We start from the raw sequence: 26,258 nt of genomic DNA, 5'->3' as shown, positions 1-26,258 counted from the left end.
CGCCGCGCCCACCGTCCGTCCAATTATTTGACGCAAGCCGCTGCGACGGCCGATCCGAGCGCTGCGTTGCTATAGGCCTCGCCTCCAATGCCCCAGCCGCCATCGACGGCGTAGCTGACATTTGCAAAAATGTGCTCGCGCTTGATGCGTCCCTCGGCGGCCTTCTCGAGGATGGTCGTGCCCTCGGAGATCCAGGCGTCCTTCATCTCCTGCGTCGGCAGCACGAATGACGGCACCCTGAGCTCGAACACGGCGATGTCGGCGGGCTTGCCGCCGGAATAGGTGCGCCGCTTCGGCACCACGGTCACCTCGCCGATGACGTTCGGCGTCATGAAGCGGTTGCCGGTGAGGCCGTGCAAACGCAGCAGCAGCTCGGTCAGCTTGCCGAACGCCTCGGCTTCTGCGGCCGGCGTCAGCGCGCCTTCGGGAACGATGATCTGGATGGGCATAGAGAGGTTTCCCTTTGAACCGTAACATAACGGTCGTTATATAAAACATAACGATCGTTATCCCGTCAAGCGTAATATAACGATCGCTATCGAGAGGTGACCGATGGCACGACCGAAGAAGAGCGACGGTGACGCGCGCGCGCGGCTGGCGGATGCGGTCGGGCGCGGCTTCCGCACCGGTGGATTCGGCGGCGCCGGCGTGGACGCGCTCGCCAAGGGTGCGGGCCTCACGTCGGGGGCGTTCTACGCCCATTTCGAATCCAAGGCGGATGCGTTCCGGCTTGCGGTAGCGGACGGGCTCGCCTTCCTGCGCGGCGGCATCGCGCAATTTCAGGCGCAGCACGGCAGCGGTTGGCGCGATCCGTTCGTCGATTTCTATCTGGGTGAGCGGATGGAGGTCGGCCTCGATGAGGCCTGCGCACTCCCCAGCTTTTCCTCTGACGTTGCGCGCTCGGACGCCGCAACGCGCGCCGTCTATCAGGGAGAGCTGGAGCGTCTGGCGGACCTCGTCGCGCAGGGTTTTCGCGGCACGCATGCGCGGCAGCGGGCGATCGCGCTGCTTGCGATCCTGACAGGCGCGGCCGACATGGCGCGCGCGGTGAAGGATGACGCCGTCAGGCGCGAGATCCTCGCCGCCGCGAAGGTCGCGGCGAAGGCAATCTAAATTAGTCCTCAGACGATCTCGCGCGCCCGCAGCGCCGCAATCTCCGCCGCGTCAAATCCGAGCTCGCCCAGCACCGCATCCGTATCCGCGCCCAGCTCCGGCGCCATCCGGTCCAGCCTGCCGCCGCCATGGGCGAGTTTGAACCCGCTGCCGGCAAAGCGCAGGCGGCCGTATTGCGTGTCGAGCTCCTGGATCGCGCCGCGCGCCTTGATTTGCGGATGGTCGATGACCTCCTCGACCTTCCAGATGCTGGCGCAGGGCGCGCCGGCGTCTTCCAGAATCGTCTCCCATTCGCGTGCAGGCTTCTTCGCGAGCGCCTCCTCAATGATGGCGCGCAGCGCGCCCTCGTTCTCGTTACGCGAAAACCAGTCGGCAAAGCGCGGGTCGCTCAGCGTGTCCTCGCGGCCGAGCGCGGACATCAGCGCGCGGTACTGCTTCTCGTTGTTGACCGCGAGCAGGATGTGGCCGTCGCCGGCCTTGAACAGGTTCGCGGTGGTCTTGCGGCTCACCGCTTGATTGCCGGAAAGCTGCTGACGATGGCCGGCAACCGACCAGTCCGCGATCTGGCCCGAGAGAAATGCCAGCGTCGCCTCCAGCATCGAGACGTCGATGAGCTGCCCCTTGCCGGTGCGGTCGCGCTGGTAGAGCGCGCTCGACACGCCGAACGCCGCCGTGGCGCCCGAAAGCACGTCGCAGACCGCAAAGCCCGCGCGGGTCGGCCCGGTCTCGGGATGGCCGGTGATGGCCATGATGCCCGACAGCGCCTGCATCTTGCCGTCGTAGCCGGGCCGCAGGCGGTCCGGACCGGTCTGGCCGAAGCCGGAGACCGCGCAATAGATCAGCTTTGGATTGATCGCCGACAGTGCCTCGTAGCCGATGCCGAGCTTGTCCATCACGCCCGGGCGAAAATTTTCCATGACGACGTCGACCTGGCTCGCGAGCTTCTTCACGATCGCGATCGCCTCCGGCTTCTGCAAATCGAGCGTCAGGCTGCGCTTGTTGCCGTTGATGGCCTGGAACGCCGGTGCCAGCCCGCGCTCGGCCCATTCGCGAGAGAGCGGCGTGCGGCGCATGTCCTCGCCCTCGCGCCGCTCGACCTTGATGACGTCTGCACCCAAGAGCGCGAGCTGATAGCTCGCATAGGGGCCGGCCAGCACTTGCGTGAAGTCCAGGATCTTCACGCCCTCGAACGGTCGCGTCACCTCGCTCTCCCTCGATTATTGTTGTTGGACGACGTCAGGCGGCGCGGTTGCCGCGCGCGATCTCCTTCTGCTTGTCGAATTCGGCGCGGCGGCGCGCCAGCTCCTCGGGCGAGAGCTGCGCGACATTGTTGTAGTCGAGCTTCCAGGAGGCGTCCTCGCTCCAGCGCAGCGGCGATTGCATCGTGGTCTGTGGGCCGCTGGCGCTCTCCAGCAGTCTCAGCGCGAGCTCGAGCGTCTGCGCCTGCGAGGCGACGTCGTGCGGCTTGCCGGCAGAATTGCCGAGCGGGAAGTCGCTGAACAGGAAGCGCGGTACCGCCGCGTGCTCGATGATGTCCTTGGCGCAGCCCATGATCACGGTCGCAATGCCGTTGCGCTCCAGATGCCGCGCCACCAGCGCCGTGGTCTGGTGGCAGACCGGGCAGTTCGGCACCAGCACCGCGACATCGACCTTGTCGGCCAGGCAGCGCGACAGAATCTCCGGCGCGTCGGTGTCGAGCGTGACGCGATGGCTGCGGTTGGTCGGCGCGCCGAAGAAGCGCGGCGCGACTTCGCCGATGCGGCCTGCTGCGGATGCTTTCAAAAGCTGCGGCAGCGGAAACCAGGTCCCGCTGTCGGTCGCCGACGTGTGCTTGCGGTCGTAGCCGATGTGGGAGATGCGCAGGTCGTGCTGCCTGGACGTGTCGCCGTCATAGACCTGATAGAACTTCGCGCTGCCATTATACGCCGCGCCCGGCCCCTGGTCGCCCTTGGCCGGATCGTAAGGCGCGGCCGTCGTGATGATGGTGACACGTGACTTGGCCAGCGGCTTCTTCAGCGGCTGGAACGGCGCCTCCGTGTAATGCGCCCAGCGATATGGCGTGGTGTAGCCGATCGCTGCGTAATAGTCGCGGGTGCGCTGCATGTAGGGAACAGGGGAGTCGTGGTCGGGCGCAAAGCCGAATTCGTCGTCGCGCGGAGCGGACATGGCGCGTCTCCTGGTTCTTGGTTGGCGCCAGACTAGAGGTAGTTTTGGCGTTGCTCAACGGGGGGCGAGCTGACGCAGGACAGAATTGCAGATGAAGTTGGTCGGCATCGGTATTGCTGACCCTCTCCCACGAGGGCAGAAGGGTCTGCACCTTGCGTGCGAATAGGTTCCTTACCTGAACACATGCAGCGCCACGTATTGCAGCAGCATGATCGCCTTGGCGTCGATGATGCGGCCGTCGGCGATCATCGCCAATGCCTCGTCGATGGGAAGCTCCAGCACCTCGATGTCCTCGCCTTCGTGCTCGAGGCCGCCGCCGTCGCTCACCCGCATCTCAGGCTCGTATTCGGCGACGAAGAAATGCAGCTTCTCGGTGTTGGCGCCCGGGCTCATGAACGCCTCGAACACCTTGTGGACGTGATGCAGGCGATAGCCGGTTTCCTCCTCGGCCTCGGCGCGGATGCGCTCCTCGGGCGAGGCATTGTCCAGCACGCCGGCGGCCGCTTCGATCAAGAGATCGTCGTAGCCGCGGATGAACGCCGGCAGGCGGAACTGGCGCACCAGGATCACCGTGCGCCGGGCAAGATTGTAGGGCAGCACGGCTGCGGCGTTGTCGCGCTCATAGGTCTCGCGGTGCTGCGTCTGCCACTCGCCATTGGCGCGGCGGTAGTCGAACGTCGTCTCCTTCAGGGGCGTCCAATTGTCGGAGAGCACGCGGACGTCCCTGATGCGGACGCGGTCGGAAATGGTCATGGCTCGATCTCAGTTGCTTGGCGTGGTCGCGCGGCCGTCGAGCCACTTCTGGAACATCACGGACGTCGACAGCTCGAAGCCCAGCGAGCCATAGAACGCATTGGCCTCTGCATTCTCGCGCCGGACGAGGAGCTGCAGCTTCGGAATGCCGGCGCTCCGCAGCCAGTCCTCCGCCGCCGCCATGATGGCGCGACCGAAGCCGCGCTTCTGACAACCGGGATCGACCGCGACGTAATAGACCCAGCCGCGATGGCCGTCATGGCCGACCATGACGGTGGCGACGATCGCGCCGTTGTCGCGGCCGACCAGCACGGTGGAATTGTCGCGCCGCCGCGCCAGCGCGATGTCGGCATGCGGGTCGTTCCAGGGCCGCGTCAGGCCGCAGCGCTGCCACAGCGCGACGACGCCCTCGACGTCGGCATCTCTGATGGCGTCAATCGCAGGCGCGGTCACAGCACCTTCCCCGGATTCATGATTCCCAGCGGATCGAGCATCGTCTTGATCGACCGCATCAGCTCGATCGCGGTCTTGTCCTTCACCTCGGGAAGCTCGTCGCGCTTGAGCACGCCGATGCCGTGCTCGGCCGAGATCGAGCCGCCCATGCGCAGCACGATCTCGAACACGACCGCGTTCATCTCGTGCCAGCGCGCCAGAAAATCCGCGGTGTCGGCGCCGATCGGCTGGCTGACATTGTAGTGCAGATTGCCGTCGCCGAGATGGCCGAACGGCACCGGCCGTGCGCCCGGGATCAGCTTCACCACCGCGGCATCGGCCTCGGCGATGAAGGCAGGCACCGCAGCGACGGGCACGGAGATGTCGTGCTTGATCGAGCCGCCTTCCGGTTTCTGCGCCGCCGACATCTCGTCGCGCAGCTTCCAGAACGCGCCGCGCTGGGCGAGGCTCGCCGCGATCACGGCGTCGTCGACGATCTCCTCCTCCATGGCGCGGGCGAGGATCGTCTCCAGCGGCGTGCGGGCATCCTCGCTGGGTGAGGACAATTCCATCAGCACGTACCAGGGATGCTTCTGTGCGAGCGGGTCGCGCACGTCGATGCCGTGACGGATCGAGAAGTCGACCGCCATCTCCGACAGCAGCTCGAAGCTCGTCAGCGCATTGGCGGCTTCGCCTTGCGCGATCGTGAGCAGCTTGAGCGCCGCTGCCGGCGACTTCAGCCCGACGAAGGCCGTCTCGATCGCCCGCGGCTTGGGAAACAGTTTCAGCGTTGCCGCGGTGATGATGCCGAGCGTGCCTTCTGCGCCGATGAAGAGGTTGTGCAGGTTGTAGCCGGTGTTGTCCTTCTTCAGCTTCGACAGCGCGTTCAGCACACGCCCGTCGGCGAGCACGACCTCGAGCCCCAGCGCCATCTCGCGCGCGACGCCATAGGCGAGCGCGGCGGTGCCGCCGGCATTGGTCGAGAGATTGCCGCCGATGGTGCAGCTGCCTTCCGCGCCCAGCGACAGCGGAAACAGCCGGTCCACCTCCGCCGCCTTCGTTTGCGCGACCTGCAGCACCACGCCGGCCTCGCAGGTCATGGTGTTGGAGGCGGTGTCGACCTCGCGGATCTTGTCGAGCCGGCGCAGCGACACCACCACCTCGCCATTGTGCGGCGTCTGCCCGCCGACGAGCCCGGTGTTGCCGCCCTGCGGCACCAGGGCGATGTTGTGCGCCGAGGCGAGCTTGCAGATCGCGGAGACTTCCGCGGTCGAGCCCGGGCGCAGCACCAGCGGCGAGCGGCCGTGGAACAGGTTGCGCTCCTCGGTGACGTAGGGCTCGATATCGGTCGCATCGGTGATCGCATGGCGCTCGCCGACGATCTTGCGGAATTGGTCGATCAGCTCGGGCGCAAGCGGCGGGGCGGCGGACTTATTGACGTTCATTCTCGTATCTCTTCTCAAGCTTCTTATCGGGCAACTGCCGCCCGGCGCAGCCGGTCGTTGATCGCTTCGCCAAGTCCTTCTTCGGGGATCGCCATCACCGCGATCGCCCGCGGCGCTCTCGCATCGAGGCTGCGAAGATAACCGAACAGATTGGCCGCGGCTTCATCGAGATCACCGGTGGGCGACAAATTCATGACGGCCGCGGCAGCATCAATGCCGGGCAGGCGCGACGGCCCGAACGCCAGCAGCGCCTCGTCCGGCGCGACATCATGCGCATTGAGCCGCACATTGGCGCGCGGCGCGTAATGCGAGGCCAGCATGCCCGGCGCAAGCGGCTGGCTGTCGTCGCTTTCGGCTTCCATAGCGGGTCGCGCGAGTGGGGCGCCCAGCACCGCCTCGATCCGCTCGCGCGACAGTCCGCCGGGACGGAGCAGCATCGGCATCTCGAAGCAGCCGACGATGGTCGATTCGACGCCGACCTCGACCGGCCCGCCATCGACGATCAGGTCGATCCGCCCCGCAAGGTCGCTCTCGACATGGCCGGCCAGCGTCGGCGAGACGTGGCCGGAGATGTTGGCGGACGGCGCCACCACCGCCCCGCCAAAGGCGCGCAGGATCGCCTGCGCCACCGGATGGGCGGGAATGCGGATCGCGACCGTGTCGAGGCCGGCGGTGGCGAGATCCGCCACCGGGCAGTCCTCGGTCTTCGGCACCACCAGCGTCAGCGGCCCCGGCCAGAACGCCTCTGCAAGCTTCAACGCGCGCGCGTCGAAGCGCCCGATCCGCCGCGCGGCCGCGATATCAGCGACATGCGCGATCAGCGGATTGAACGCCGGCCGGCCCTTGGCGGCGTAGAGATGGGCGATCGCCGCAGCGTTGGCCGCATCCGCCCCAAGCCCGTAGACCGTCTCGGTCGGAAACGCGACCAGCCCGCCGGCCGCCAGGGTCCGGGCGGCGGCTTCCGCGCCGGCCTCGCCGGCCGGCAAAATCAGCGTTTCAAGACACGTTTTCACAGGGATAAAATTCCTCATCTCGGCCGCTTGCAGTGCGTCAAACCCGACGCTATAAGCCGCCTTCTTGTCGGAGTGTGGCTCAGCCCGGTAGAGCACTGCGTTCGGGACGCAGGGGTCGCAGGTTCGAATCCTGCCACTCCGACCATTCTTCCAAAAGTCGACGTTCTCCTGAAGGCTTGGCGGACCGGTCGCCGGCGCCTCGGGAGCGCCTTTTTTGCAACGATTTTCGGGGCGGGTCCACGGCCGATTTGGCCCTCGCAGGGCGGCTTGTTGCGGTGGCATGGCTTGCCAGCTTCAGGATGACCCGGCCGCCCGGGGCTCGAACGAGACCGCGACCCGCCTGGCCTTGATCCGGCCGTGCACCCCATAGCTGGATTCGAAGCTCAGTATTGTGCCGTCGGGATCGATTTCGATGCCGAGCGAGAAGATGATTCCCGCTTCCGTGAAGTCGAACAGCTGGACCTCGATCGGCTCGAAGATCGTGAAGGTGACGTCCACATGCTTGGTCAGCACGAAATAGCCGCGTGCATCGACCTTCGGGGTCATCTGGAAGGCGTGGGCGACCAGCCGGCTTGGTGCGCCCTGGCGAAGCTCCAGCTCCCGCAACGTCGCATCGTGGAATGAAGGTACGCCCTCGCACCAGGCACACAGCGCTGCGCCACCTTCCAGATCGCCAATGTTTGCCTTCGCCATGGAACATCTCTCGCACGCAAATGTGTCGCGCAAGCTATCGGGAATTCGACGACGGAGCATCTGCGTGCAGGCTTGACCGCCGAAGCCCCTGCGCGCGATCAAATCGCTTCGTTCGGCAACCAGTTGCCATTCGGTCGGGCCGGCGGCTAGATGAGCGCATAGTCGGTCGCGCGTTCGAGAGCGTGATTCGCCGAGAAGGAGAACAGGGTTGGAAACCATGAACAAGACTATCGTCGCGCTCGTTGCAACGTTTGGTTTTGCTGCTTGCGGCCCGGCATGGGCCGCGTGGCCAGACGAGAAGCCGATCGAAGTCGTCGTCGGCTTCGCGCCCGGCGGCGGCACCGATGTCATGGCCCGCAAGCTTCTTCCCTTTGTCGAGCGCGCGCTGGGCGGCAAGGCGAAGTTTGTCGTCCTGAACAAGCCCGGCGCCGGTGGGGAGATCGCGTTTGCCGCGATTGCGCGCGCCGCGCCCGACGCTTATTCCATCGGCGTCGTCAACGTGCCGGGCTACAACTTCCTGCCGATGACCCGCAAAACCCAATACACCACGGATGAAATCCGGCTGGTCGCACGGGTCGTCGAGGATCCGACCGTCGTCGTGGTGCCTGCGGACAGCCGATTCAAGAATCTGCCGGATGTCGTTGTGGCATTGCGCAGCAAGCCCGGCTCGGTGACCTTTGGTCACAACGGCGCCGGCACCAACGGTCATCTGGCCATTCGCATGCTCGCTTCCGTCGCGAAGGTCGAGCCCAACGAGATCTCCTACCGAGGAACGGCGGCGCAGCGGACTGACCTTTTAGGCGGGCATCTGGATGTCGGGATGGTCACTCTCAGCGAGATTCCCGAACTGCATGGCGCCAACAAGGGGCCGCTTCGCGTCATCGCGATCCTGTCGAAAAAGCGCTTTCCATCGCTGCCCGACGTTCCGACGGCAGAGGAGGTGGGCTTTCCAGTGGTGACGACGGCCGAGCGTGGCTTCGCGGTCCCCAAGGGCGTTCCGGACGACCTCGTCAAGAAGCTGGAAGCCGGGATCGCCGAGGGCCTGCGCAATCCAGAGTACCTGACGGGTTCTCCGGGGGATGAGCCGGTGATCGCCTTCCTGCCTGGTGCAGAGTGGCAGAAGCGCCTCGACGACATGTCGGAGGCCCTGCGTCCGTTCGCCGACCAGATGCGGGCAAGCGAACAGAAGTAGTGCTGTTGCAAGCGGCTCCGGCGCGCCTACCTTCGCGCCACCAGCGCCCCCAGCAGAAACGCCACCAGCAGCGACGGCAGCGGGGCTTCGCGCACCATGCCGCGGACGATGTCTTGCCAGTGCTGCTCCGGCACCAGTCTCGGCGATCGTACGTGGGGCGCCGGCTCGATGCCCCAGCTTGAGGCAAGCTCGGCGATCTCGCTTTGCGCGAGGCGCACGCCGTCACGGACGCGGAAGACGGCGGCGTCCGTTCGTTTGCGCGGCGCGAGCCGCATCAAGGTCTCGACGGCCGTGCGCAGCGTCATCTCGCCGTAGCCTTGCAGCCGCACCGACTCCTCGGGGTCGGATGTCATGCGAAATCCCTCACAGCGCCGAATTCTTCATAACGCAAAGTGGCGCGCGATGGTGAAGACCGCCGCCGCGCATAGGACCAGCGTGGATACCGCGCCGGCCACGCCACGCGCGAGATGGGCTCGCGTCAGGTGCCTGCTCATGATCTTGCTCCATGCTCTGTATGAAAATGGCCGCCGTGGAGCTTGGTTCCTTGCGCGCGATCCGAATCAGCGGGCGCCGGCTACTTCCGCAGCAGCTCGCTCAAGGCTGCTGTCGCCTCGGCGCAGCGGATGTCGTCGATCTCGCGCGACAGGCTCAGCACGCTCGCCCTCAGCTCTTCGAGCTTCCAGCTGTCAGGATGCTGGTTTTCGAGCTGACCCAGACGCTTGTTCAGATCGTCCAGTCTCGATTGAAGCTGCCCGATGCTGGCGGCCCCATTCACTTTCCAAACACGTTGTGCACGCATCGTCATTCCCCTGGTAGTCTCACGGCCTTGTGAGAGCGGTTCGTGGCCGGAATGGGAGTTTGTTTTGTCCGGCTTCAGACTGTGTGGAACCGTTGCAGATCGGCAACGAAGTTCCGGTATTGTCGGCGAGCCGTCGCACGATGGTCCCGCCAGGCATGGGATTTGATTGCGCCATCGGCGGAAGACCGAGGCGGCTGCGCGCAGTGGCTGGGTAGCTCCAGGTCCGACGCAATCAGAAACGTAAGGGAATGAGTCGTGGCGAGATTTGTGACCATCGCAGCCGGCCAGCTCGGCCCGATTGCGAGGAGCGAGACCAGGACCGCGGTCGTGGCGCGGCTGATGGCGTTGATGCGCGAGGCGCGCGCTTGCGGCTGCGACCTGATCGTCTATCCCGAGCTGGCGCTGACCACGTTCTTTCCGCGCTGGTTCTTCGAGGACCAGGCCGAGATCGACAGCTTTTTCGAGCGCGAGATGCCGGGCCCTGAGACGCAGCCGCTGTTCGATCTCGCGCGCGAACTCGGGATCGGCTTTTGCCTTGGCTATGCCGAGCTCGCGGTCGAGGCCGGAATCGTCAGGCGCTACAACACGTCCATTCTCGTCGACAAGAGCGGCGCGATCGTCCTGAAGTATCGCAAGGTCCATCTGCCCGGTCATGCCGAGCACGAGCCGTGGCGCGAATTCCAGCATCTGGAAAAGCGCTACTTCGAGCCGGGCAGCGGCTTCGGCGTGGTCGATGCCTTCGGTGGCGTCATTGGCATGGCGATCTGCAACGACCGCCGCTGGAGCGAGACCTATCGGGTGATGGGCCTGCAGGGCGTCGAGATGGTGCTGATCGGCTACAACACGCCGGTGCACAATCCGCCCGCACCCGAGCATGACGATCTCTCGCTGTTTCACAATGGTCTGGTGATCCAGGCCGGCGCCTATCAGAACGGCACTTTCGTCGTCGGGGTCGCCAAGGCCGGCCGCGAGGAGGGCGTCGATCAGATCGGCGGCAGCTGCATCATCGCGCCCTCGGGCGAGATCATCGCGGCCTGCACCACCAAGGGCGACGAGATCGCGCTGGCGCGCTGCGACCTCGATCTCTGCAATTCCTACAAGCGCACCACCTTCAATTTCGACGTCCACCGCCAGCCGCGGGCTTACGGGATGATCGTCGAGCGGAAAGGCGTGACGACGATGGCGGATGGGACGCCGGTGCTGTCGAAGGGGTTGATGCTCCCGTAGCCCGGAATGGAGCGGAAAGCGAAATCCGGGGCCGCTCGCGGCATCTTGCACTTCCCGGATTGCGCTGCGCTCGATCCGGGCTACAGGTCCGGGCCTGTTTCGCTTCTCTGTCAACCCACCGGCGCGAAAATATTCCACTTTACCGAAATTCGGATTTGTCGTATGTGTCGCGCATCCCGGCTCATTCTCGAGGGGCGATCATGAGGTCGTCATTGTCGCGAGCCGGGCTTGCGGTGGACGCAGCAGCGTCGGGCGCGAACAGCCAGGGGCAGGGCGGATTGCTCTCCGTGAGCCCTAAGGCATCGTGCGGACGAACGGCGCTGTCAGGTTCGTCTCGTCATACTTCGATGGCAACGTGCACAACGCCATCGGACCCTGCGGCGAAATGGCGAACCGTGCGTACGGCAAAACCGTGTGGTCCTGGCCGTCGTTGCTACGGTCAAGCGCTTGCGAATGCGGCAGTCGCGTCAACCGGCGCGGCTGCCGGTGAATTCCGCGAGCGCGAGGGAGGCCAGAAGGAATTCGGCTCCCGGGAGAGCGCGGCATAAGCCGTCCGACCATCGCGCAGGGAAGGCCGAGTGATTGGCACCACCTGTATGCTGCTGTGCGGTCTTTTTGCGCGATCCTTTCGCGCAGCAGACCGCGGGTGCGAGGTCAGCACCCGGTCTTCCCCATAGGCGTTAAGTTTGTTCTTGAGTGTTGGAATCACACGTGATTCCAAGGCGGGATGGCAGACGAATCGCTTCTGAACGAGGACTGGACGAGAGTGGTTACGCAGCTCGGCGGGGCTGCGCAGCTTGAAATAAGTGCGCGCCAGACGAAGGCTTTCGTGCGGCGGCGCCAAATTCCAGATGCGGTGTCGTTACTTCGGCTGATGCTGGCCTATTGTCTGGGTGAAAGAGGGTTGAGGTCGACAGCCGCGTGGGCCGCTTCTGTTGGCCTTGCCGACCTCAGCAGCGTGGCGTTGTTCTATCGCCTGCGTCAATGTGGCGATTGGTTTGCAGTGCTGGTGGAGGGCTTGCTCGCTGCGGCAGCCCCGAAAGCGAGCCGAGGCCGCCTGATCCGCATTATCGATGCGACGACAGTGCCTCAGGCAGGACCGGCTGCGCGCAGGAACAGTGAGCTTTGGCGCGTTCATAGTGCATTCGATCTGCCATATGAGCGCTTTGGTCACTTCGAGCTGACAGATCAGCAAGAAGGCGAAACGTTTGACCGGATACCGGTGGTCAAGAACGAGATCCGCATTGCTGACCGCGCTTATCTACAACCTGACCGCATCGCCGCTGTGCGCGACGCCGGGGCAGACGTTTTGATCCGAGCGGGCTGGAAGAACGCACGTTGGCTTGATGCCAAAGGCCTTGCGTTCGATCTGATGGCCCAATTGCGTGCGGCGAAGGCGCACGGACTGATCGATCGGAGGATTTGGATCAAACGCAAGGACGGTGCGCCTCTGGCTATGCGTCTGGTCGCAGTCAAGAAGCCCGCCGGTGCAGTCGCGGCTTCGCGCCGTAAAGCCCGGCGCGACGCACAAGACGAAAACCGCGTCATCTCCAAAGAAACTCTGGAAGCCGCGGATTGGGTCATTCTGATCACGTCGCTCGCGCCGGACGAGTTCTCCACCAAGGATGTACTCGCGCTCTATCGACTGCGATGGCGCATCGAACTTGGCTTCAAGCGACTGAAGAGTCTGATTGGTCTCAAGACGCCACCTGGAACCGATCCGCGCTCCGCCAAGCCCTACTTGCTGGCACACCTCTTGATCATCCTGCTGCTCGAGCCGCTTGCCCGCGACTTCGAGGACTCTCCCCGCTGGACGCAGGCCGCCTGACGGCACCTGGCGCTTGGCGTGTTTTGCAACAACTCGTTGCATCCTTGCTACAAGCGATCATTCCACAACCAACCATCCGTTGCTTTCGCCGCAGAAAGCGAGCGCTTGGGCGGCACCTGCGCGAGCCTCCTCGAAAACGTCCGTATCAATCGATGCTCGCGCTACCTTAACGCCTATGCGGTCTTCCCTGCGCCTTTGGACAAGAGCGGCGAGAGATGACGCAAAGCTCGGGCGAGTTGCGCCGCGAGGACGCGAAGGCATGTCTGCAGCCACGCATTCGCCGTCATCGCCCGCGAAGGCGGGCGATCCAGTACGCCGAGACGGCAGTGGTTCAATCGAGAGGCCGCGGCGTACTGGATTCCCCGCCCCAGTGCGCGAATGCGCACAAGGGGGAATGACAGCGTCACTTGGAGCACCACGCTGTCACCTCACACTCCGTCATTGCGAGCGCAGCGAAGCAATCCAGAATCTTTCCGAGGCGGGATTCTGGATTGCTTCGTCGCAAGGGCTCCTCGCAATGACGAGGAGGAGAGAGCGTGTACCACACGCCTCTCTCGTGCCCCGTCGCCGCACCGTGCCGTGTTGCTCGGGTCCCGGCTCTGCCCCCCAACGCTTCGCGGCTTGCAACTGGTTCCGGGACGCGAAAGTGCGACGCCGTCATCAACCACCCGTTCACAACCACGTGTCTTTATTCGGGAACAATCATTCCCTATTATGCCGCAATGCAAAAGACCGCCCGCCGATCTCCGTCTGCCCGTCCGCCCGGCCGTCCCCGGGAATTCGACATGGACACCGCCCTCGACAGGGCCGTGCGGGTGTTTCGCGAGCGCGGCTACCATGCCACCTCGATCGGCGACCTCACCGCGGCGATGCGGCTCGCTACGGGAAGCATCTACAAGGCGTTTCGCGACAAGCATGCGGTGTTTCTCGCCGCCTTCGAGCGCTATACGGTGCTGCGCCAGGAGCAGACCCGTAACGCGGCCTCGCGCGGCGCAAACGGCCGCGAGCGAATCCGTCACGTGTTGCTGTCCTATGTCGAGCATTCCCAGGGCAGCGAGGGGCGGCGCGGCTGCCTCGTCGTCGGCGGCGCGGTCGAGCTGTCCGCGCTCGATCCAGTCGTTGGCGCCCGCGTCAATGCGCAGCTCAAGAGCAACGAAAGCTTCATTGCCGGCCTCATCCGCGAGGGGCAGGCCGATGGCTCGATTCCCCGCCATGTCGATGCCGATGACACCGCGCGGCTGATGATCTGCATCACGCAAGGTCTGCGCGTCCTTGGCAAGGCCCGCCTGCCGCTCGACGGGGAGCGCCTCGTCGGCGTCGCGATGAAACTGCTCGCCTGAGTTTTTTGTCACAAAAGGGAATCATCATTCCCTATCTTTTACCTGGAGTCCATGTGAATGACGATGAATGCCACGATCGAGACCGCGCCCGGGCCGGATGCGGTGTCGCAGCGCCTGACCTTCGTGCTTGCCGCGGCCTGTGGCATGGTCGCCGCCAACATCTACTATGCCCAGCCGTTGATCGCCCCGATCAGCGCCGCGCTCGGCCTGTCGCATGCAGCGGCGGGACTGATCGTCACCATGACGCAGATCGGCTACGGCACCGGGCTGCTGCTGATCGTGCCGCTCGGCGATCTCGTTGAGAATCGCGCGCTGATCTGCTCGGTGATCACGCTTGGCGCCGCGGCGCTGCTCGCCGCCGCCTTCGCGACCCACGCGCTGCCGTTCCTGATCGCCGCGCTGTTCATCGGGCTCGGCTCGGTCGCGGTGCAGATCATCATCCCCTATGCGGCACATCTGGCGCCTGAAGCCATCCGCGGCCGCGTCGTCGGCAACGTCTCGACCGGTCTGATGCTCGGCATCATGCTGGCACGTCCGGTATCGAGCTTCGTCACGGCCGTGCTGTCGTGGCATGCAGTGTTCTTCTGCTCCGCCGCGCTGATGATCGTGCTCACGGCCGTGCTCTGGATGACGCTGCCGAGGCGCAAGCCTGTCACGCGCATGCACTACGGCGAATTGTTGCTGTCGATGCCGCATCTGGTGCGGGCCACGCCGCTGCTGCGGCGCCGTGCACTCTACCAGGCGAGCCTGTTCGGCGCCTTCACCCTGTTCTGGACGGTGGCGCCGCTCCAACTCGCCGCCGAGTTCGGCTTCTCCCAGCGTGGCATCGCGCTGTTCGCACTGGCCGGGGTTGCCGGCGTGTTCGCGGCGCCGATCGCAGGACGCCTCGCCGATCGCGGCCATAGCCGCATCGCGACGCTGGTCGCGATGCTGCTCGCGGCCGCCGGATTCCTCGTGACCTATATCGGCACGCCCGGCTCGATGCTGAATCTCGCCTGTCTGGTGGTGGCCGCGATTGCCATCGATATCGGTGTCCAGGGCAATGTCGTGCTCGGCTTCCGCGCCATATTCGTGCTCGGCCACGAGCACCGCAGCCGCCTCAACGGTCTCTACATGGCGACGTTCTTCGCCGCCGGTGCGGCCGGCTCCGCGGTCGGAGCCTTCGCCTTCGCGCAAGGCGGCTGGGTGCTCGCATCGGCCATTGGCGGCGCTCTGCCCATCGCGGGCCTGCTCTATGCGGCGACCGAATAGCCGCCGGCATGGGCGGAATTGTGCGATGCGGCCCGTTTACCAACCCCGCGAGGACGCACTTTCCGTCTCGCAGTCCCGGCGTCGCTGTAGTACTTTGGTCGCAAACGCACCTGGTTAACGGGTGGCAGGGGGAGGCTCATGAGACGTACGGGGCTGTTTGGCGTACCGCGGGTACGGCCGTGGTCGTGGCAGGCGTTTTTGCTCGGGCTGATCGTCGTCGCAATGTCGGCCGCGCTTCAGGGCATCTGCGTCGCGCTCGGGGCAAAGCTCTATTTCGTGGTGTTCCTGCCCAGCCTGTTCGTGCTTGCATTCGTTGCCGGCGCGCCGGCGGCGGTATTTGCCGCGCTGCTCACTGTTCCGCTGGTGTGGTGGGCGTTCATACCGCCCGCCTTCCAGTTCAACTCGCTGACCAGCGCAAATGCCGATTCCATCAACCTGTTCTGCCTCCTGGCCGTGCTCCTGATCGGCCTTGCCGATCTCTGCCGCGAGACGATGACGATCATCAGAAGCGGCGGGCTGAAACCTTCGGGCGAGAGCGCGGCAACGAATTCGCAATAGATCGCGCCGCGCACGTTGCGCTCGCGCAACAGTCCGGCAACCATCCGCGAACTTGCCGCGCGCCGCTAACTTTTCGAAAAAGATTTGGCCGCAGTTTCTCCCGCGGGAATGACGAGGGAGTTTTCGGACATGAACGGTCACGCCATCTTGGAGAACGTGCGCCGCTACCGCGGCATTGCATCGCTCTATCGCCAGACCGCAGCATTCCGCCCGGGCCAGAGCTGGTCGCTGCTGGAGCAGGCGAGGGATTGGGAAGCGCGGGCGCTGTCGGAGCTGGAGGCCTATTTCGCCACGCGCACCGACTGCAACGCCCCGCTCGCGGCCTGATCGCCGGCCGTCGGCGTGGACGTGAACCGGCTCGCCGACGGCGCGACCGCCCACGGGGCAATTACGGAGTTGCCCCGCACTCTTGTGTGCTAGCAACGGGCCGATCGAGACATTTTTCACGTCGGCCGGGGCACGCGATGAGCACCTTCAACCGCATCTTCACGACGGAGCGTCTGCTTCAGATCATCGTGATACTGGCGGCAACCGTCGCCATGAAGCTGATGAGCTGAGCGCCGGCCGGCTACTGCCCGCCGAGTTCGGGCACATCAGGCAGATAATTCGATCCTTCCGAGCCCAGGAAATCGAACATCGCCTGCGCCGGCGGCAGCAACACCTTATCGCTGCGGCGGATCACGTACCATTGCCGTACGATCGGCAGCCCTGCAACGTCGAGCACGACGAGCCGGCCCTCGGCAAGCTCATGCGCCACCGTGTGGGCCGAGATGAAGGCGATGCCGAGCCCGGCGATGACGGCCTGCTTGATGGTCTCGTTGCTGCTCATCTCCATGCCGATGATCGGCTCGAGATCCGACTTCTGGAACATGCCCTCCATCAGTGTCCGCGTGCCCGAGCCGGGCTCGCGCGTGAGGAAGGTCTCGTGCACGAGGTCGGTGAGGTTGAGGCCGGAATCCTTCTCCAGCCAGTGGCCCTTGCGCGCGACGATGATGTGCGGATTGCGTCCGAGCTGACGGACGTCGACGCTGACGTCGGCCGGTGGCCGACCCATCACCGCGAAATCGAGGTCGTAGCCGTGCATGGCCTCGCGGATCTCCTCGCGATTGCCGATGGTCAGCTTGATCTCGATCTTGGGATAGCGCTTGGAGAACGCCGCGATCGCGTGCGGCACGAAATATTTCGCGGTCGACACCGCGCCAAGCTGCACCGTGCCGCCGGTCCGGCCCGCCAGCAGGTCCAGTGCGCCCTGGCAATCCGTGATGGCGGCCTCGACCCGCTCGGCCAGCGCCAGCACCTCCTTGCCCGCCTCCGTCAGCAGCATGCCGTCGCCGGTCCGCTGCACCAGCGGCAGGCCGGCAAGATCCTGAAGCTGCCGGAGCTGCTGGGTCACGGCCGGCTGCGTCAGCCCGAGATGGCTGGAGGCCGCCGTGACGCTGCCCTTGGCCGACAGCGCCGCAAGCGAGCGCAGCTGCCGGATCGTCAGATGCCGAAGCTGGGTCGCCGCATGGCCGGGGCCATTATAAGAAAATTCTTTGAGGCTCATTATGATTAGAAATTTTCCTTATTAGGCTGCCCCTGTCAATCTCCTGATGCCGGGACCGACCGCGCCAACCTCCAGAGGGGAGGGAAACTGGATGCGGCGCCGGCACAGGGATGGACGCAGATGACCGGGCGACTCAGGCTGGACGACCATCTTCAACGGTATTCCGAGACCGCACCTCACGCGCTCGCGGTGGCGGGCGCCGTCGATGCCATCGCAGCGGCCGCGATCGAGATTGCCGACCTCATCGCCTCCGGCGATCTCGCCGCCGGCTCCGGTCTGACCAGGGGCCGCAACAGCGACGGCGATGTCCAACGGGATCTCGACGTCCAGGCCGACGCGATCCTGCGCCGCTGCCTCGGTCGGCTGCCGATCGCGGCGCTGGCGTCCGAAGAAATGCGCGAGGCCCAGATCGTCGACCGCGAGGGCCGCATCTGCATCGCGATCGATCCGCTCGACGGCTCCTCCAACATCGACATCAACATGACCGTCGGCACGATCTTCTCGATCCTGCCGGCGCCTGATGATCTCTCGCTGGCCTTCCATCAGCGCGGCTCGGCACAGCTCGCCGCGGGCTTCGTCACCTACGGCCCGCAGACCTCGCTGGTGCTGACGCTCGGCGTCGGCGTCGACATCTTCACGCTCGACCGCAAGGCCGGCTGCTTCCGCCTCGCGCGCAGCGGTGCGCAGATTTCCGAGACCTGCGAGGAGTTCGCGATCAATGCGTCGAACCGCCGGCATTGGGACCCGCCGGTGCGCGCCTTCATCGATGAATGCCTCGCCGGCGTCGAGGGGCCCGCCAACCACGATTTCAACATGCGCTGGATCGGCTCGCTGGTCGCGGAAGCCTATCGCATCCTCACCCGCGGCGGCGTGTTCCTTTATCCCTCGGACGCGCGCCCCGGCTACGGCGACGGCCGCCTGCGCCTCACCTATGAGGCGCATCCGATGGCGATGATCATCGAGCACGCCGGCGGCTCGGCCTCGACCGGGCGCGAGCGCATCCTCGATCTGTCCGCGCAGAGCCTGCACCAGCGCGTGCCGCTGATCATGGGCTCCAGCAACGAGGTGCGGCGCGTCGAGGAGCTGCATTGCGATCCGCTGCTGGTCGCCAGCGTTTCAGCGCCGCTGTTCGCGCGGCGTGGATTCTTCCGGCTGTAGGAGGACGAGCATGTCAAGGAAGCATCCGATCATCTCCATCACCGGCTCGTCCGGCGCCGGCACCACCTCGGTCAAGAAGACGTTCGAGCAGATATTTTTCCGCGAGAAGGTCAACGCCGTCTACATCGAGGGCGACGCCTTCCATCGCTACGACCGCGCCGAGATGCGCGCGCAGATGGCGAAGGAGGCCGAGCGCGGCAACAAGCACTTCAGCCATTTCAGCCCCGAGACCAACCTGTTCGAGGAGCTGGAGCGCGCCTTCCGCGACTACGGCGAGACCGGCACGGCGGTGACGCGGCATTACGTTCACGACGCCGAGGAATCGGCGCTGCATGGCGCCGCGCCCGGCACCTTCACCGACTGGAAGCAGCTGCCGGAGAACTCCGACCTGCTGTTCTACGAGGGACTGCACGGCGCCGTGGTCACGGATAAGGTGAATGTCGCGCGCTATGCCGACCTCAAGATCGGCGTCGTGCCCGTCATCAATCTCGAATGGATCCAGAAGCTGCACCGCGACCGCAGCGCGCGCGGCTATTCGACCGAGGCCGTCACTGACACGATCCTGCGGCGGATGCCCGACTACATCCACTACATCTGCCCGCAATTCACCGAGACCGACATCAATTTCCAGCGCGTGCCGACGGTGGATACCTCCAATCCGTTCATCGCGCGCTGGATCCCGACGCCGGACGAATCGATGGTCGTGATCCGCTTCAAGAATCCGCGCGGCATCGACTTCCCTTATCTGCTCTCGATGCTGCCGCAGAGCTGGATGTCTCGCGCCAATTCGATCGTCTGCCCCGGCGCCAAGCTCGATCTCGCGATGCAACTGATCCTGACGCCGCTGATCATGCAGCTGATCGAGCGCAAGCGCAGCTTGAAGTGAACAGGGAGAGGATCCGATGAACATCTCCGTCCATGCTGAAGCCGACCTCACGGCCGTCACGCACAACGATCTCGCCAACGCTGTCCGCTTCCTCGCGGTCGATGCCATCGAGACATCGCAGTCGGGCCATCCCGGCCTGCCCATGGGCATGGCCGATGTCGCAACCGTGCTGTTCTCGCGCTTCCTGAAATTCGACTCGGCGCATCCCAACTGGCCGGACCGCGACCGCTTCGTGCTGTCGGCGGGCCACGGCTCGATGCTGCTCTATGCGCTGCTGCACCTGACCGGCGGCGATGTCAGCCTCGACGACATCAAGGCCTTCAGGCAATGGGGCTCGAAGACGCCCGGGCACCCCGAATATGGTCATACGCCGGGCGTCGAGACCACGACGGGCCCATTGGGGCAGGGGATCGCGACCGCGGTCGGCATGGCGCTCGCCGAGCGCATGGCCAATGCGCGGCATGGTGACGGGCTTGTCGATCACTACACCTATGTCATCGCGGGCGATGGCTGCCTGATGGAAGGCATCAGCCAGGAGGCGATCTCGCTTGCCGGCCATCTCGGGCTCGGCCGGCTGATCGTGCTGTTCGATGATAATGGCATCTCCATTGACGGCCCGACCTCGCTCGCAACGTCGGACGACCAGCTCGCGCGCTTCGCCGCCTCTGGCTGGTCGGCGCGCCGGGTCGATGGGCACGATCCCGAAGCCGTTGCGCAGGCGATTGCTGAAGAGCGCGAAACCGCAAAACCCTCGCTGATCGCCTGCCGCACCACCATCGGCTATGGCGCGCCTGGTAGACAGGGCACCGAGAAGGCGCATGGCGCGCCGCTCGGCACCGAGCAGACGGCAGCGGCGCGGCGGACGCTTGGTTGGGACTATCAGCCCTTCGTGGTGCCGATCCCGGTGCTCAAGGCGTGGCGGATGATCGGGCAGCGTGGGCAGGTCGATCGCCTCGCCTGGCTCGATCGCTACGAAGGTGCGACGCCAGAGCAGCGCGATCTGTTCGTCGAGGGCAAGGCCGTGACTCTGCCCGCCGCCTACGCGCTCGCCGCGGCGAAATTGCGCGAACGCTTCGCCAGCGAGCGGCCAAAGCTCGCGACGCGGCAGGCCTCGCAACAGGTGCTCGATGCCATCGCCGGGACGATTCCCGGCCTGGTCGGCGGCTCCGCGGACCTGACGCATTCGAACCTGACGCATGCCAAGGCGCAGGCTCCGGTCAAGAGCGGTGCGTTCGCCGGCGACTACATCCATTACGGCATCCGCGAGCACGGCATGGCCGCCGCGATGAACGGCCTCGCGCTGCATGGCGGCTTCATCCCCTACGGCGGCACGTTCCTCGCGTTCTCCGATTACAGCCGGCCCGCGATCCGCCTTGCGGCCTTGATGCGGCTGCGCGTGATCCATGTGATGACGCACGACTCCATCGGTCTCGGGGAGGACGGGCCGACGCATCAGCCGGTCGAGCATCTCGCGGCGCTGCGCGTCATTCCGAACCTGCTCGTGTTCCGGCCGGCTGATGCCGTGGAGACGCTGGAGGCCTGGGATTGCGCGCTTATGGCGGAGCACCGTCCATCCGTGTTGTGCCTGTCGCGGCAGGCCCTGCCGACCTTCCGCAGCGATGCGCGCGGCAAAAACCGCGTCGCGCGCGGTGCTTACCTCGTTGTCTCCCCGGACGGCGGCCGCGATGTGACGCTCATCGCAACCGGCTCCGAAGTGTCGATTGCAATGGAAGCCGCGCGTCTGCTCGCGACCGAGCACATTCGCGCCGCTGTGGTCTCTGCACCTTGCTTCGCACTGTTCGAGCAGCAGCCGGAAGATTACCGCGCCTCCGTGCTCGGCACTGCGCCGCGCGTCGGCATCGAGGCGGCCGTGCAGAGCGACTGGTCGCGCTGGATCGGGATGGACGGCGAATTCGTCGGCATGCGCGGCTTCGGCGCCTCAGCGCCCGCGCCCGTGCTGTATCGCGAATTTGGAATCACGCCGCAGAGCATTGCGAAAGCCGCCCGCCGGGCGATCGCCCGCAAGAGCCAATAAGGAGGACGACCCTTTGGCCCGTATCACCCTTCGCCAATTGCTCGATCACGCCGCGAGTCACGGCTATGCCGTGCCGGCGTTCAACATCAACAACATGGAGCAGGGCATTGCGATCATGCAGGCGGCGGCCGAGGTCGACGCGCCCGTGATCATCCAGGCTTCGCGCGGCGCGCGCAGCTATGCTGGCGATCTCATGCTCTCGCATATGATCGACGCGCTGGAGCGGACCTATCCCGATATCCCGCTCTGCATGCATCAGGACCACGGCAATGACGAGGCGACCTGCGCCTCCGCCATCGCCCATGGCTTCACCTCGGTGATGATGGACGGCTCGCTCAAGGCCGATGCAAAGACGGCGGCCGACTATGACTACAATGTCGCGATCACCCGCCGCGTCGTCGATCTCGCCCATTGGGTCGGCGCTTCGGTCGAAGGCGAACTCGGCGTGCTCGGCTCGCTGGAACACGGCGGTGGCGAGCAGGAGGACGGTCATGGTGTCGAGGGCAAGGTCAGCCACGACCAGCTGTTGACCGATCCGGACCAGGCCGTCGACTTCGTCGGTGCGACGAAGGTCGACGCCTTGGCGATCGCGATGGGCACCTCGCATGGCGCCTACAAGTTCAGCCGCAAGCCCGATGGTGACATCCTGGCAATGCGAGTGGTCGAGGAGATCCATCGCCGGCTGCCGAATACACATCTCGTCATGCATGGCTCTTCGTCGGTGCCGCAGCCGCTGCAGGACATGTTCAACGAGTTTGGCGGCGAGATGCCGCAGACCTGGGGTGTGCCGGTCGAGGAGATCGTCCGCGGCATCAAGAGCGGCGTGCGCAAGGTCAATATCGACACCGATTGCCGGCTGGCGATGACCGCCGTGTTCCGGAAAGTGGCGGCCCAGGCGCGCTCCGAGTTCGACCCGCGCAAGTTCCTCAAGCCCGCGATGGACGCGATGCGAGAGCTGTGCCGCGAGCGGTTCGAGCAGTTCGGCACGGCGGGCCATGCGAGCAAGATCAAAGTGGTCCCGATGAGCGAGATGGCGCGGCGCTATCGCGCCGGCGAGCTTGATCCGCGCATCGACGCCCGCGAACCGGTCGCAGCCTAGTCATTCAGAGAGAGAAGAGCAGGAGAGAGCCATGAACGCACATGCAGGCACGGTCCGCGGCAAAGAGCGCTATCGCTCCGGCGTGATGGAATACAAGCGCATGGGCTATTGGGAGCCCGATTACACGCCGAAGGACACGGACGTGATCGCGCTGTTCCGCGTCACGCCGCAGGAGGGCGTCGACCCCATCGAGGCGTCGGCTGCCGTTGCCGGCGAATCCTCAACCGCGACCTGGACGGTGGTGTGGACCGATCGCCTGACAGCGGCCGAGAAATATCGCGCCAAGTGCTACCGCGTCGATCCCCTCCCGGGCTCGCCCGGCTCGTATTTCGCCTACATCGCCTACGATCTCGACCTGTTCGAGCCGGGTTCCATCGCCAATCTTTCGGCTTCGATCATCGGCAACGTGTTCGGCTTCAAGCCGCTCAAGGCGCTGCGCCTCGAAGACATGCGCTTTCCGGTCGCCTATGTGAAGACGTTCCAGGGACCGGCGACCGGCATCGTGGTCGAGCGCGAGCGGCTCGACAAGTTCGGCCGGCCACTGCTGGGCGCGACGGTGAAGCCGAAGCTTGGTCTGTCCGGCCGCAACTACGGCCGCGTGGTCTACGAGGCGCTGAAGGGCGGGCTCGATTTCACAAAGGACGACGAGAACATCAACTCGCAGCCCTTCATGCATTGGCGCGACCGTTTCCTCTACTGCATGGAGGCGGTCAACCGCGCGCAGGCTGCCTCGGGCGAGGTGAAGGGCACCTATCTGAACATCACCGCGGGCACCATGGAGGACATGTACGAGCGCGCGGAGTTCGCCAAGGAGCTCGGCTCGGTCATCGTCATGATCGACCTCGTGATCGGCTACACCGCGATCCAGTCCATGGCCAAATGGGCCCGGCGCAACGACATGATCCTGCATCTGCACCGCGCCGGCCATTCGACCTATACGCGGCAGAAGAGCCATGGCGTGTCGTTTCGCGTCATCGCCAAATGGATGCGCCTCGCCGGTGTCGACCACATCCATGCCGGCACAGTGGTCGGAAAGCTCGAAGGCGATCCCAACACCACGCGCGGCTACTACGATGTCTGCCGCGAGGACTTCAACCCGACCAAGCTCGAGCACGGCCTGTTCTTCGACCAGCACTGGGCGAGCCTCAACAAGATGATGCCGGTCGCTTCCGGCGGTATCCATGCCGGCCAGATGCACCAGCTGCTCGACCTGCTCGGGGAGGACGTCGTGCTGCAGTTCGGCGGCGGCACCATCGGCCATCCCATGGGCATTGCGGCTGGTGCGACCGCCAATCGCGTGGCGCTGGAAGCGATGATCCTCGCCCGCAATGAGGGCCGCGACTATGTCCACCAAGGGCCGGAGATCCTCGCCAAGGCGGCCCAGACCTGCACGCCGCTGAAGGCCGCGCTCGAGGTCTGGAAGGACGTGACTTTCAACTATCAATCCACCGACACGCCGGACTTCGTGCCGACCGCGCTGGAAACCGTCTGAGGAGAATGGAGATGAAGATCACCCAGGGCTGCTTCTCGTATCTGCCCGATCTGACCGATGACCAGATCTCCAAGCAGGTGCAATACTGTCTCGCCAATGGCTGGGCGGTGAATATCGAGTTCACCGATGATCCGCATCCCCGCAATACCTATTGGGAGATGTGGGGCCTGCCGATGTTCGATCTCCAGGATGCCGCCGGCGTGATGATGGAGCTCGCCGAGTGCCGCAGGGTCTACGGCGACCGCTACATCCGCATCAGCGGCTTCGATTCCAGCCACGGCTGGGAATCGGTGCGGATCTCCTTCCTCGTCAACCGGCCGAAGCAAGAGGCGGAGTTCGAGCTCGTGCGGCAGGAGGTGGGGGGCCGCGCAATTCGCTACACCACGGTGCGCCGGCCGGCCGCGCACGCGTCAGCTTGAGTCTTTCGCTTCCGCGCGGAGCTCTCCCTGCTCCGCATCCTTGGCGGACCACTGCTTCGTCGCTCCCCTGCGGCGAAGCCCTTTTATTCGAGGTGCCGATGCTCGATGTGCCCCACGCAACCACGACCGAACACAGCGAGACCCAATTCGATCTCCGCAAGGAGGCTGAAGCGGCTGGGATCACCGATACGCTGCAACAGCTCGATCAGGAGCTGATCGGGCTCAAGCCGGTGAAGAACCGCGTGCGCCAGATCGCCTCGTTGCTGCTGATCGAGCGCATCCGGCAGCGCGCGGGCCTTGCCGCCGCACCGCCGACGCTGCACATGTCGTTCACGGGCAATCCCGGCACAGGCAAGACGACCGTCGCGCTGCGCATGGCCAAGATCCTGCACGGCCTCGGCTTCGTGCGCCGCGGGCAGGTGATTTCGGTGACGCGCGACGACCTCGTCGGTCAGTATATCGGTCACACCGCGCCGAAGACCAAGGAGATCTTGAAAAAGGCGATGGGCGGCGTGCTGTTCATCGATGAGGCCTATTACCTGCATCGTCCCGACAACGAGCGCGACTATGGCCAGGAATCGATCGAGATCCTGCTCCAGGTGATGGAGAACCAGCGCGAGGACCTCGTCGTGATCCTCGCCGGCTATGGCGAGCGGATGACGAGCTTCTTCGCCTCGAATCCCGGCTTCCGCTCGCGGATCGCCCACCACATCGAATTTCCGGATTATTCGGAAGCCGAGCTGCTCGTCATCGCCGAGCTGATGCTGAAGGAGCGGGGTTATCGCTTCTCGGCAGCGGCACGCGAGGCGTTCGAGAAATACATCGCGCTGCGCCGGACCCAACCGTTCTTCTCCAACGCGCGCTCGGTCCGCAACGCGGTCGATCGCATCCGCCTGCGGCAGGCCGATCGCCTGGTGTCCGATCTCGACCGCATGCTCGATGTCGCCGACCTCGAAACCATCGACCCGGCGGATGTCCTCGCAAGCCGCGTCTTCAGCGGTGGTCCGGTTGCGGAAAGGAGCGTGAGGGCATGAGCAGCGAGATCCTTGTTGCCCCCTCGATCCTGGCCGCCGACTTCGCGCGTCTCGGTGAGGAGATCGCGGCCATCGATGCCGCCGGCGCCGATTGGATCCATTGTGATGTGATGGACGGACATTTCGTCCCGAACATCAGTTTCGGCGCCGATGTGATCAAAGCGATACGGCCGCTGACGAAGAAGGTTTTCGACGTGCATCTCATGATCGCGCCGATTGATCCCTACCTCGAGGCGTTCGCGAAGGCAGGCGCTGACGTCATCACGGTCCATGCAGAAGCGGGACCGCATCTCGACCGCTCGCTCCAGGCGATCCGCGCACTCGGCAAGAAAGCGGGCGTCGGCCTGTGCCCCGCGACGCCGGAAAGCGCGATCCAATACGTACTCGACCGTATCGATCTCGTGCTGGTCATGACGGTCAATCCTGGCTTCGGCGGTCAGTCCTTCCTCGAGTCCCAGATCGAGAAGATCAGACGAATTCGAACAATGATCGGCGACCGGCCGATCCGGCTCGAGGTCGATGGCGGCATCACGCGCGACAATGCCGCTGCCGTTGCCGGAGCGGGCGCCGACACGCTGGTGGCGGGATCCGCGGTGTTTCGTGGCAGGGATGGCACTGAATACGCCGCCAACATTGCGGCCATCCGCCTCGCGGCCAAGACGGCGCGGGTTGCAGGATTGCACGACATTTCCGCGCAGCCGACACGTGCCAGGGAGTCTGCGCGTATCCGGTAGACTACGGATGACACGCGGCCTCAGCGCCGCTCTGCTCTGAGGAAA

At 65.1% G+C, this 26,258-nt stretch carries 27 protein-coding genes and 1 tRNA gene; 17 read left to right on the top strand and 11 right to left on the bottom strand.

Features of this window, described 5'->3' with window-relative positions; all coding sequences use genetic code 11:
- Positions 1 to 23: 23 nt before the first annotated feature.
- The gene (locus P6U27_RS27405) at positions 24 to 449 is read right to left on the bottom strand and encodes a Tautomerase enzyme (RefSeq protein ID WP_407192845.1); all 426 of its coding nucleotides are present in this window, start codon (positions 447 to 449) and stop codon (positions 24 to 26) included.
- Between the two features lie 103 nt (positions 450 to 552).
- Here P6U27_RS27405 and P6U27_RS27400 point away from each other — a divergent pair, with 103 nt between their 5' ends.
- The gene (locus P6U27_RS27400; RefSeq protein ID WP_122404758.1) at positions 553 to 1,113 is read left to right on the top strand and encodes a TetR family transcriptional regulator; all 561 of its coding nucleotides are present in this window, start codon (positions 553 to 555) and stop codon (positions 1,111 to 1,113) included.
- A gap of 8 nt (positions 1,114 to 1,121) precedes the next feature.
- Here P6U27_RS27400 and P6U27_RS27395 read toward each other — a convergent pair whose 3' ends face one another.
- The 6 genes from P6U27_RS27395 to P6U27_RS27370 form a co-directional block, all read right to left on the bottom strand.
- A complete protein-coding gene (locus P6U27_RS27395) occupies positions 1,122 to 2,315 on the bottom strand; it encodes a CaiB/BaiF CoA-transferase family protein (protein WP_129146257.1) in 1,194 nt (397 codons plus the stop codon).
- Between the two features lie 34 nt (positions 2,316 to 2,349).
- A complete protein-coding gene (locus tag P6U27_RS27390) occupies positions 2,350 to 3,279 on the bottom strand; it encodes a glycine/sarcosine/betaine reductase selenoprotein B family protein (protein WP_129146256.1) in 930 nt (309 codons plus the stop codon).
- A gap of 171 nt (positions 3,280 to 3,450) precedes the next feature.
- Positions 3,451 to 4,032, bottom strand: coding sequence for an NUDIX domain-containing protein (locus P6U27_RS27385; RefSeq protein WP_129146255.1), 582 nt, complete (start codon positions 4,030 to 4,032; stop codon positions 3,451 to 3,453).
- 9 nt (positions 4,033 to 4,041) lie between these two features.
- Positions 4,042 to 4,485 (bottom strand): GNAT family acetyltransferase, encoded by a 444-nt coding sequence (locus tag P6U27_RS27380; RefSeq protein WP_129146254.1) that lies wholly within the window; start codon positions 4,483 to 4,485, stop codon positions 4,042 to 4,044.
- Complete coding sequence (locus P6U27_RS27375; protein WP_129146253.1) at positions 4,482 to 5,909, bottom strand: FAD-binding oxidoreductase; 1,428 nt, start codon at positions 5,907 to 5,909, stop codon at positions 4,482 to 4,484. Before P6U27_RS27375 ends, P6U27_RS27380 begins: the two co-directional genes overlap by 4 nt.
- 23 nt (positions 5,910 to 5,932) lie before the next feature.
- Positions 5,933 to 6,922 (bottom strand): L-threonylcarbamoyladenylate synthase, encoded by a 990-nt coding sequence (locus P6U27_RS27370; protein ID WP_129146252.1) that lies wholly within the window; start codon positions 6,920 to 6,922, stop codon positions 5,933 to 5,935.
- A gap of 68 nt (positions 6,923 to 6,990) precedes the next feature.
- On the opposite strand from P6U27_RS27370, the gene P6U27_RS27365 reads away from it, so the two are divergent.
- Positions 6,991 to 7,067 (top strand) — tRNA-Pro (locus P6U27_RS27365).
- A gap of 149 nt (positions 7,068 to 7,216) precedes the next feature.
- Here the strand turns inward: P6U27_RS27365 and P6U27_RS27360 are convergent.
- Positions 7,217 to 7,615 (bottom strand): hypothetical protein, encoded by a 399-nt coding sequence (locus P6U27_RS27360; RefSeq protein ID WP_129146251.1) that lies wholly within the window; start codon positions 7,613 to 7,615, stop codon positions 7,217 to 7,219.
- A 217-nt stretch (positions 7,616 to 7,832) separates the two neighbouring features.
- Here P6U27_RS27360 and P6U27_RS27355 point away from each other — a divergent pair, with 217 nt between their 5' ends.
- Complete coding sequence (locus P6U27_RS27355; protein WP_245162775.1) at positions 7,833 to 8,807, top strand: tripartite tricarboxylate transporter substrate binding protein; 975 nt, start codon at positions 7,833 to 7,835, stop codon at positions 8,805 to 8,807.
- Positions 8,808 to 8,833: 26 nt separating this feature from the next.
- Here P6U27_RS27355 and P6U27_RS27350 read toward each other — a convergent pair whose 3' ends face one another.
- A complete protein-coding gene (locus P6U27_RS27350) occupies positions 8,834 to 9,160 on the bottom strand; it encodes a hypothetical protein (protein ID WP_129146249.1) in 327 nt (108 codons plus the stop codon).
- A gap of 221 nt (positions 9,161 to 9,381) precedes the next feature.
- Positions 9,382 to 9,612 carry a hypothetical protein gene (locus tag P6U27_RS27345; protein ID WP_245162772.1) on the bottom strand — a complete coding sequence of 77 codons (231 nt, stop codon included), beginning with the start codon at positions 9,610 to 9,612 and terminating at the stop codon, positions 9,382 to 9,384.
- 249 nt (positions 9,613 to 9,861) lie between these two features.
- Here P6U27_RS27345 and P6U27_RS27340 point away from each other — a divergent pair, with 249 nt between their 5' ends.
- From P6U27_RS27340 to P6U27_RS27315, 6 genes are all read left to right on the top strand, one after another.
- Positions 9,862 to 10,833: an N-carbamoyl-D-amino-acid hydrolase gene (locus P6U27_RS27340; RefSeq protein ID WP_407192844.1), complete on the top strand. Its 972-nt coding sequence runs from the start codon at positions 9,862 to 9,864 to the stop codon at positions 10,831 to 10,833.
- 727 nt (positions 10,834 to 11,560) lie between these two features.
- The gene (locus P6U27_RS27335; protein WP_407192843.1) at positions 11,561 to 12,661 is read left to right on the top strand and encodes an IS4 family transposase; all 1,101 of its coding nucleotides are present in this window, start codon (positions 11,561 to 11,563) and stop codon (positions 12,659 to 12,661) included.
- Positions 12,662 to 13,383: 722 nt separating this feature from the next.
- Positions 13,384 to 14,001, top strand: a complete 618-nt coding sequence (locus P6U27_RS27330; protein ID WP_122404746.1) for a TetR/AcrR family transcriptional regulator — start codon at positions 13,384 to 13,386, stop codon at positions 13,999 to 14,001.
- A 57-nt stretch (positions 14,002 to 14,058) separates the two neighbouring features.
- Complete coding sequence (locus tag P6U27_RS27325; protein WP_129143921.1) at positions 14,059 to 15,252, top strand: MFS transporter; 1,194 nt, start codon at positions 14,059 to 14,061, stop codon at positions 15,250 to 15,252.
- Positions 15,253 to 15,390: 138 nt separating this feature from the next.
- Positions 15,391 to 15,810 carry a DUF4118 domain-containing protein gene (locus tag P6U27_RS27320; protein ID WP_129143920.1) on the top strand — a complete coding sequence of 140 codons (420 nt, stop codon included), beginning with the start codon at positions 15,391 to 15,393 and terminating at the stop codon, positions 15,808 to 15,810.
- Positions 15,811 to 15,939: 129 nt separating this feature from the next.
- Positions 15,940 to 16,137 (top strand): hypothetical protein, encoded by a 198-nt coding sequence (locus P6U27_RS27315; protein WP_129143919.1) that lies wholly within the window; start codon positions 15,940 to 15,942, stop codon positions 16,135 to 16,137.
- A 241-nt stretch (positions 16,138 to 16,378) separates the two neighbouring features.
- Here P6U27_RS27315 and P6U27_RS27310 read toward each other — a convergent pair whose 3' ends face one another.
- Positions 16,379 to 17,356: a LysR family transcriptional regulator gene (locus P6U27_RS27310; protein WP_122404743.1), complete on the bottom strand. Its 978-nt coding sequence runs from the start codon at positions 17,354 to 17,356 to the stop codon at positions 16,379 to 16,381.
- Between the two features lie 120 nt (positions 17,357 to 17,476).
- Between P6U27_RS27310 and P6U27_RS27305 the strand changes: the two genes are divergently transcribed.
- The 8 genes from P6U27_RS27305 to rpe all read left to right on the top strand — a co-directional run bounded on the left by P6U27_RS27305 (position 17,477) and on the right by rpe (position 26,213).
- On the top strand, positions 17,477 to 18,514 hold the full coding sequence (locus tag P6U27_RS27305) for a class 1 fructose-bisphosphatase (RefSeq protein ID WP_122404742.1): 1,038 nt from the start codon (positions 17,477 to 17,479) through the stop codon (positions 18,512 to 18,514).
- Between the two features lie 10 nt (positions 18,515 to 18,524).
- On the top strand, positions 18,525 to 19,400 hold the full coding sequence (locus P6U27_RS27300; protein WP_027570916.1) for a phosphoribulokinase: 876 nt from the start codon (positions 18,525 to 18,527) through the stop codon (positions 19,398 to 19,400).
- 16 nt (positions 19,401 to 19,416) lie between these two features.
- Positions 19,417 to 21,435, top strand: coding sequence for a transketolase (gene tkt, locus P6U27_RS27295; protein ID WP_209294421.1), 2,019 nt, complete (start codon positions 19,417 to 19,419; stop codon positions 21,433 to 21,435).
- 13 nt (positions 21,436 to 21,448) lie between these two features.
- Positions 21,449 to 22,534: a class II fructose-bisphosphate aldolase gene (gene fba / locus P6U27_RS27290; protein WP_122404740.1), complete on the top strand. Its 1,086-nt coding sequence runs from the start codon at positions 21,449 to 21,451 to the stop codon at positions 22,532 to 22,534.
- A 31-nt stretch (positions 22,535 to 22,565) separates the two neighbouring features.
- A complete protein-coding gene (locus P6U27_RS27285; protein WP_122404739.1) occupies positions 22,566 to 24,026 on the top strand; it encodes a form I ribulose bisphosphate carboxylase large subunit in 1,461 nt (486 codons plus the stop codon).
- A gap of 11 nt (positions 24,027 to 24,037) precedes the next feature.
- A complete protein-coding gene (locus P6U27_RS27280) occupies positions 24,038 to 24,445 on the top strand; it encodes a ribulose bisphosphate carboxylase small subunit (RefSeq protein WP_122406815.1) in 408 nt (135 codons plus the stop codon).
- A gap of 98 nt (positions 24,446 to 24,543) precedes the next feature.
- Entirely contained in the window at positions 24,544 to 25,479 is a 936-nt protein-coding gene (cbbX, locus tag P6U27_RS27275) for a CbbX protein (RefSeq protein WP_162500397.1), read from the top strand.
- On the top strand, positions 25,476 to 26,213 hold the full coding sequence (gene rpe / locus P6U27_RS27270) for a ribulose-phosphate 3-epimerase (protein WP_209294420.1): 738 nt from the start codon (positions 25,476 to 25,478) through the stop codon (positions 26,211 to 26,213). The genes cbbX and rpe overlap by 4 nt, the downstream gene beginning before the upstream one ends.
- Positions 26,214 to 26,258: the final 45 nt, after the last annotated feature.

It is taken from the genome of Bradyrhizobium sp. STM 3566, assembly GCF_045571445.1.
Lineage (GTDB): Bacteria > Pseudomonadota > Alphaproteobacteria > Rhizobiales > Xanthobacteraceae > Bradyrhizobium > Bradyrhizobium vignae.
Note: the sequence above shows the minus strand (reverse complement) of the source record. Positions and strands in the feature narration are given on the sequence as shown.

Coding starts and splice junctions, on each gene's coding strand:
- P6U27_RS27405 (WP_407192845.1), bottom strand. CDS start 449: ATGCCCATCCAGATCATCGTTCCCGAAGGCGCGCTGACGCCGGCCGCA.
- P6U27_RS27400 (WP_122404758.1), top strand. CDS start 553: ATGGCACGACCGAAGAAGAGCGACGGTGACGCGCGCGCGCGGCTGGCG.
- P6U27_RS27390 (WP_129146256.1), bottom strand. CDS start 3,279: ATGTCCGCTCCGCGCGACGACGAATTCGGCTTTGCGCCCGACCACGAC.
- P6U27_RS27385 (WP_129146255.1), bottom strand. CDS start 4,032: ATGACCATTTCCGACCGCGTCCGCATCAGGGACGTCCGCGTGCTCTCC.
- P6U27_RS27375 (WP_129146253.1), bottom strand. CDS start 5,909: ATGAACGTCAATAAGTCCGCCGCCCCGCCGCTTGCGCCCGAGCTGATC.
- P6U27_RS27360 (WP_129146251.1), bottom strand. CDS start 7,615: ATGGCGAAGGCAAACATTGGCGATCTGGAAGGTGGCGCAGCGCTGTGT.
- P6U27_RS27355 (WP_245162775.1), top strand. CDS start 7,833: ATGAACAAGACTATCGTCGCGCTCGTTGCAACGTTTGGTTTTGCTGCT.
- P6U27_RS27350 (WP_129146249.1), bottom strand. CDS start 9,160: ATGACATCCGACCCCGAGGAGTCGGTGCGGCTGCAAGGCTACGGCGAG.
- P6U27_RS27345 (WP_245162772.1), bottom strand. CDS start 9,612: ATGACGATGCGTGCACAACGTGTTTGGAAAGTGAATGGGGCCGCCAGC.
- P6U27_RS27335 (WP_407192843.1), top strand. CDS start 11,561: ATGGCAGACGAATCGCTTCTGAACGAGGACTGGACGAGAGTGGTTACG.
- P6U27_RS27330 (WP_122404746.1), top strand. CDS start 13,384: ATGCAAAAGACCGCCCGCCGATCTCCGTCTGCCCGTCCGCCCGGCCGT.
- P6U27_RS27325 (WP_129143921.1), top strand. CDS start 14,059: ATGACGATGAATGCCACGATCGAGACCGCGCCCGGGCCGGATGCGGTG.
- P6U27_RS27320 (WP_129143920.1), top strand. CDS start 15,391: ATGAGACGTACGGGGCTGTTTGGCGTACCGCGGGTACGGCCGTGGTCG.
- P6U27_RS27315 (WP_129143919.1), top strand. CDS start 15,940: ATGAACGGTCACGCCATCTTGGAGAACGTGCGCCGCTACCGCGGCATT.
- P6U27_RS27310 (WP_122404743.1), bottom strand. CDS start 17,356: ATGAGCCTCAAAGAATTTTCTTATAATGGCCCCGGCCATGCGGCGACC.
- P6U27_RS27305 (WP_122404742.1), top strand. CDS start 17,477: ATGACCGGGCGACTCAGGCTGGACGACCATCTTCAACGGTATTCCGAG.
- P6U27_RS27300 (WP_027570916.1), top strand. CDS start 18,525: ATGTCAAGGAAGCATCCGATCATCTCCATCACCGGCTCGTCCGGCGCC.
- tkt (WP_209294421.1), top strand. CDS start 19,417: ATGAACATCTCCGTCCATGCTGAAGCCGACCTCACGGCCGTCACGCAC.
- P6U27_RS27285 (WP_122404739.1), top strand. CDS start 22,566: ATGAACGCACATGCAGGCACGGTCCGCGGCAAAGAGCGCTATCGCTCC.
- P6U27_RS27280 (WP_122406815.1), top strand. CDS start 24,038: ATGAAGATCACCCAGGGCTGCTTCTCGTATCTGCCCGATCTGACCGAT.
- cbbX (WP_162500397.1), top strand. CDS start 24,544: ATGCTCGATGTGCCCCACGCAACCACGACCGAACACAGCGAGACCCAA.
- rpe (WP_209294420.1), top strand. CDS start 25,476: ATGAGCAGCGAGATCCTTGTTGCCCCCTCGATCCTGGCCGCCGACTTC.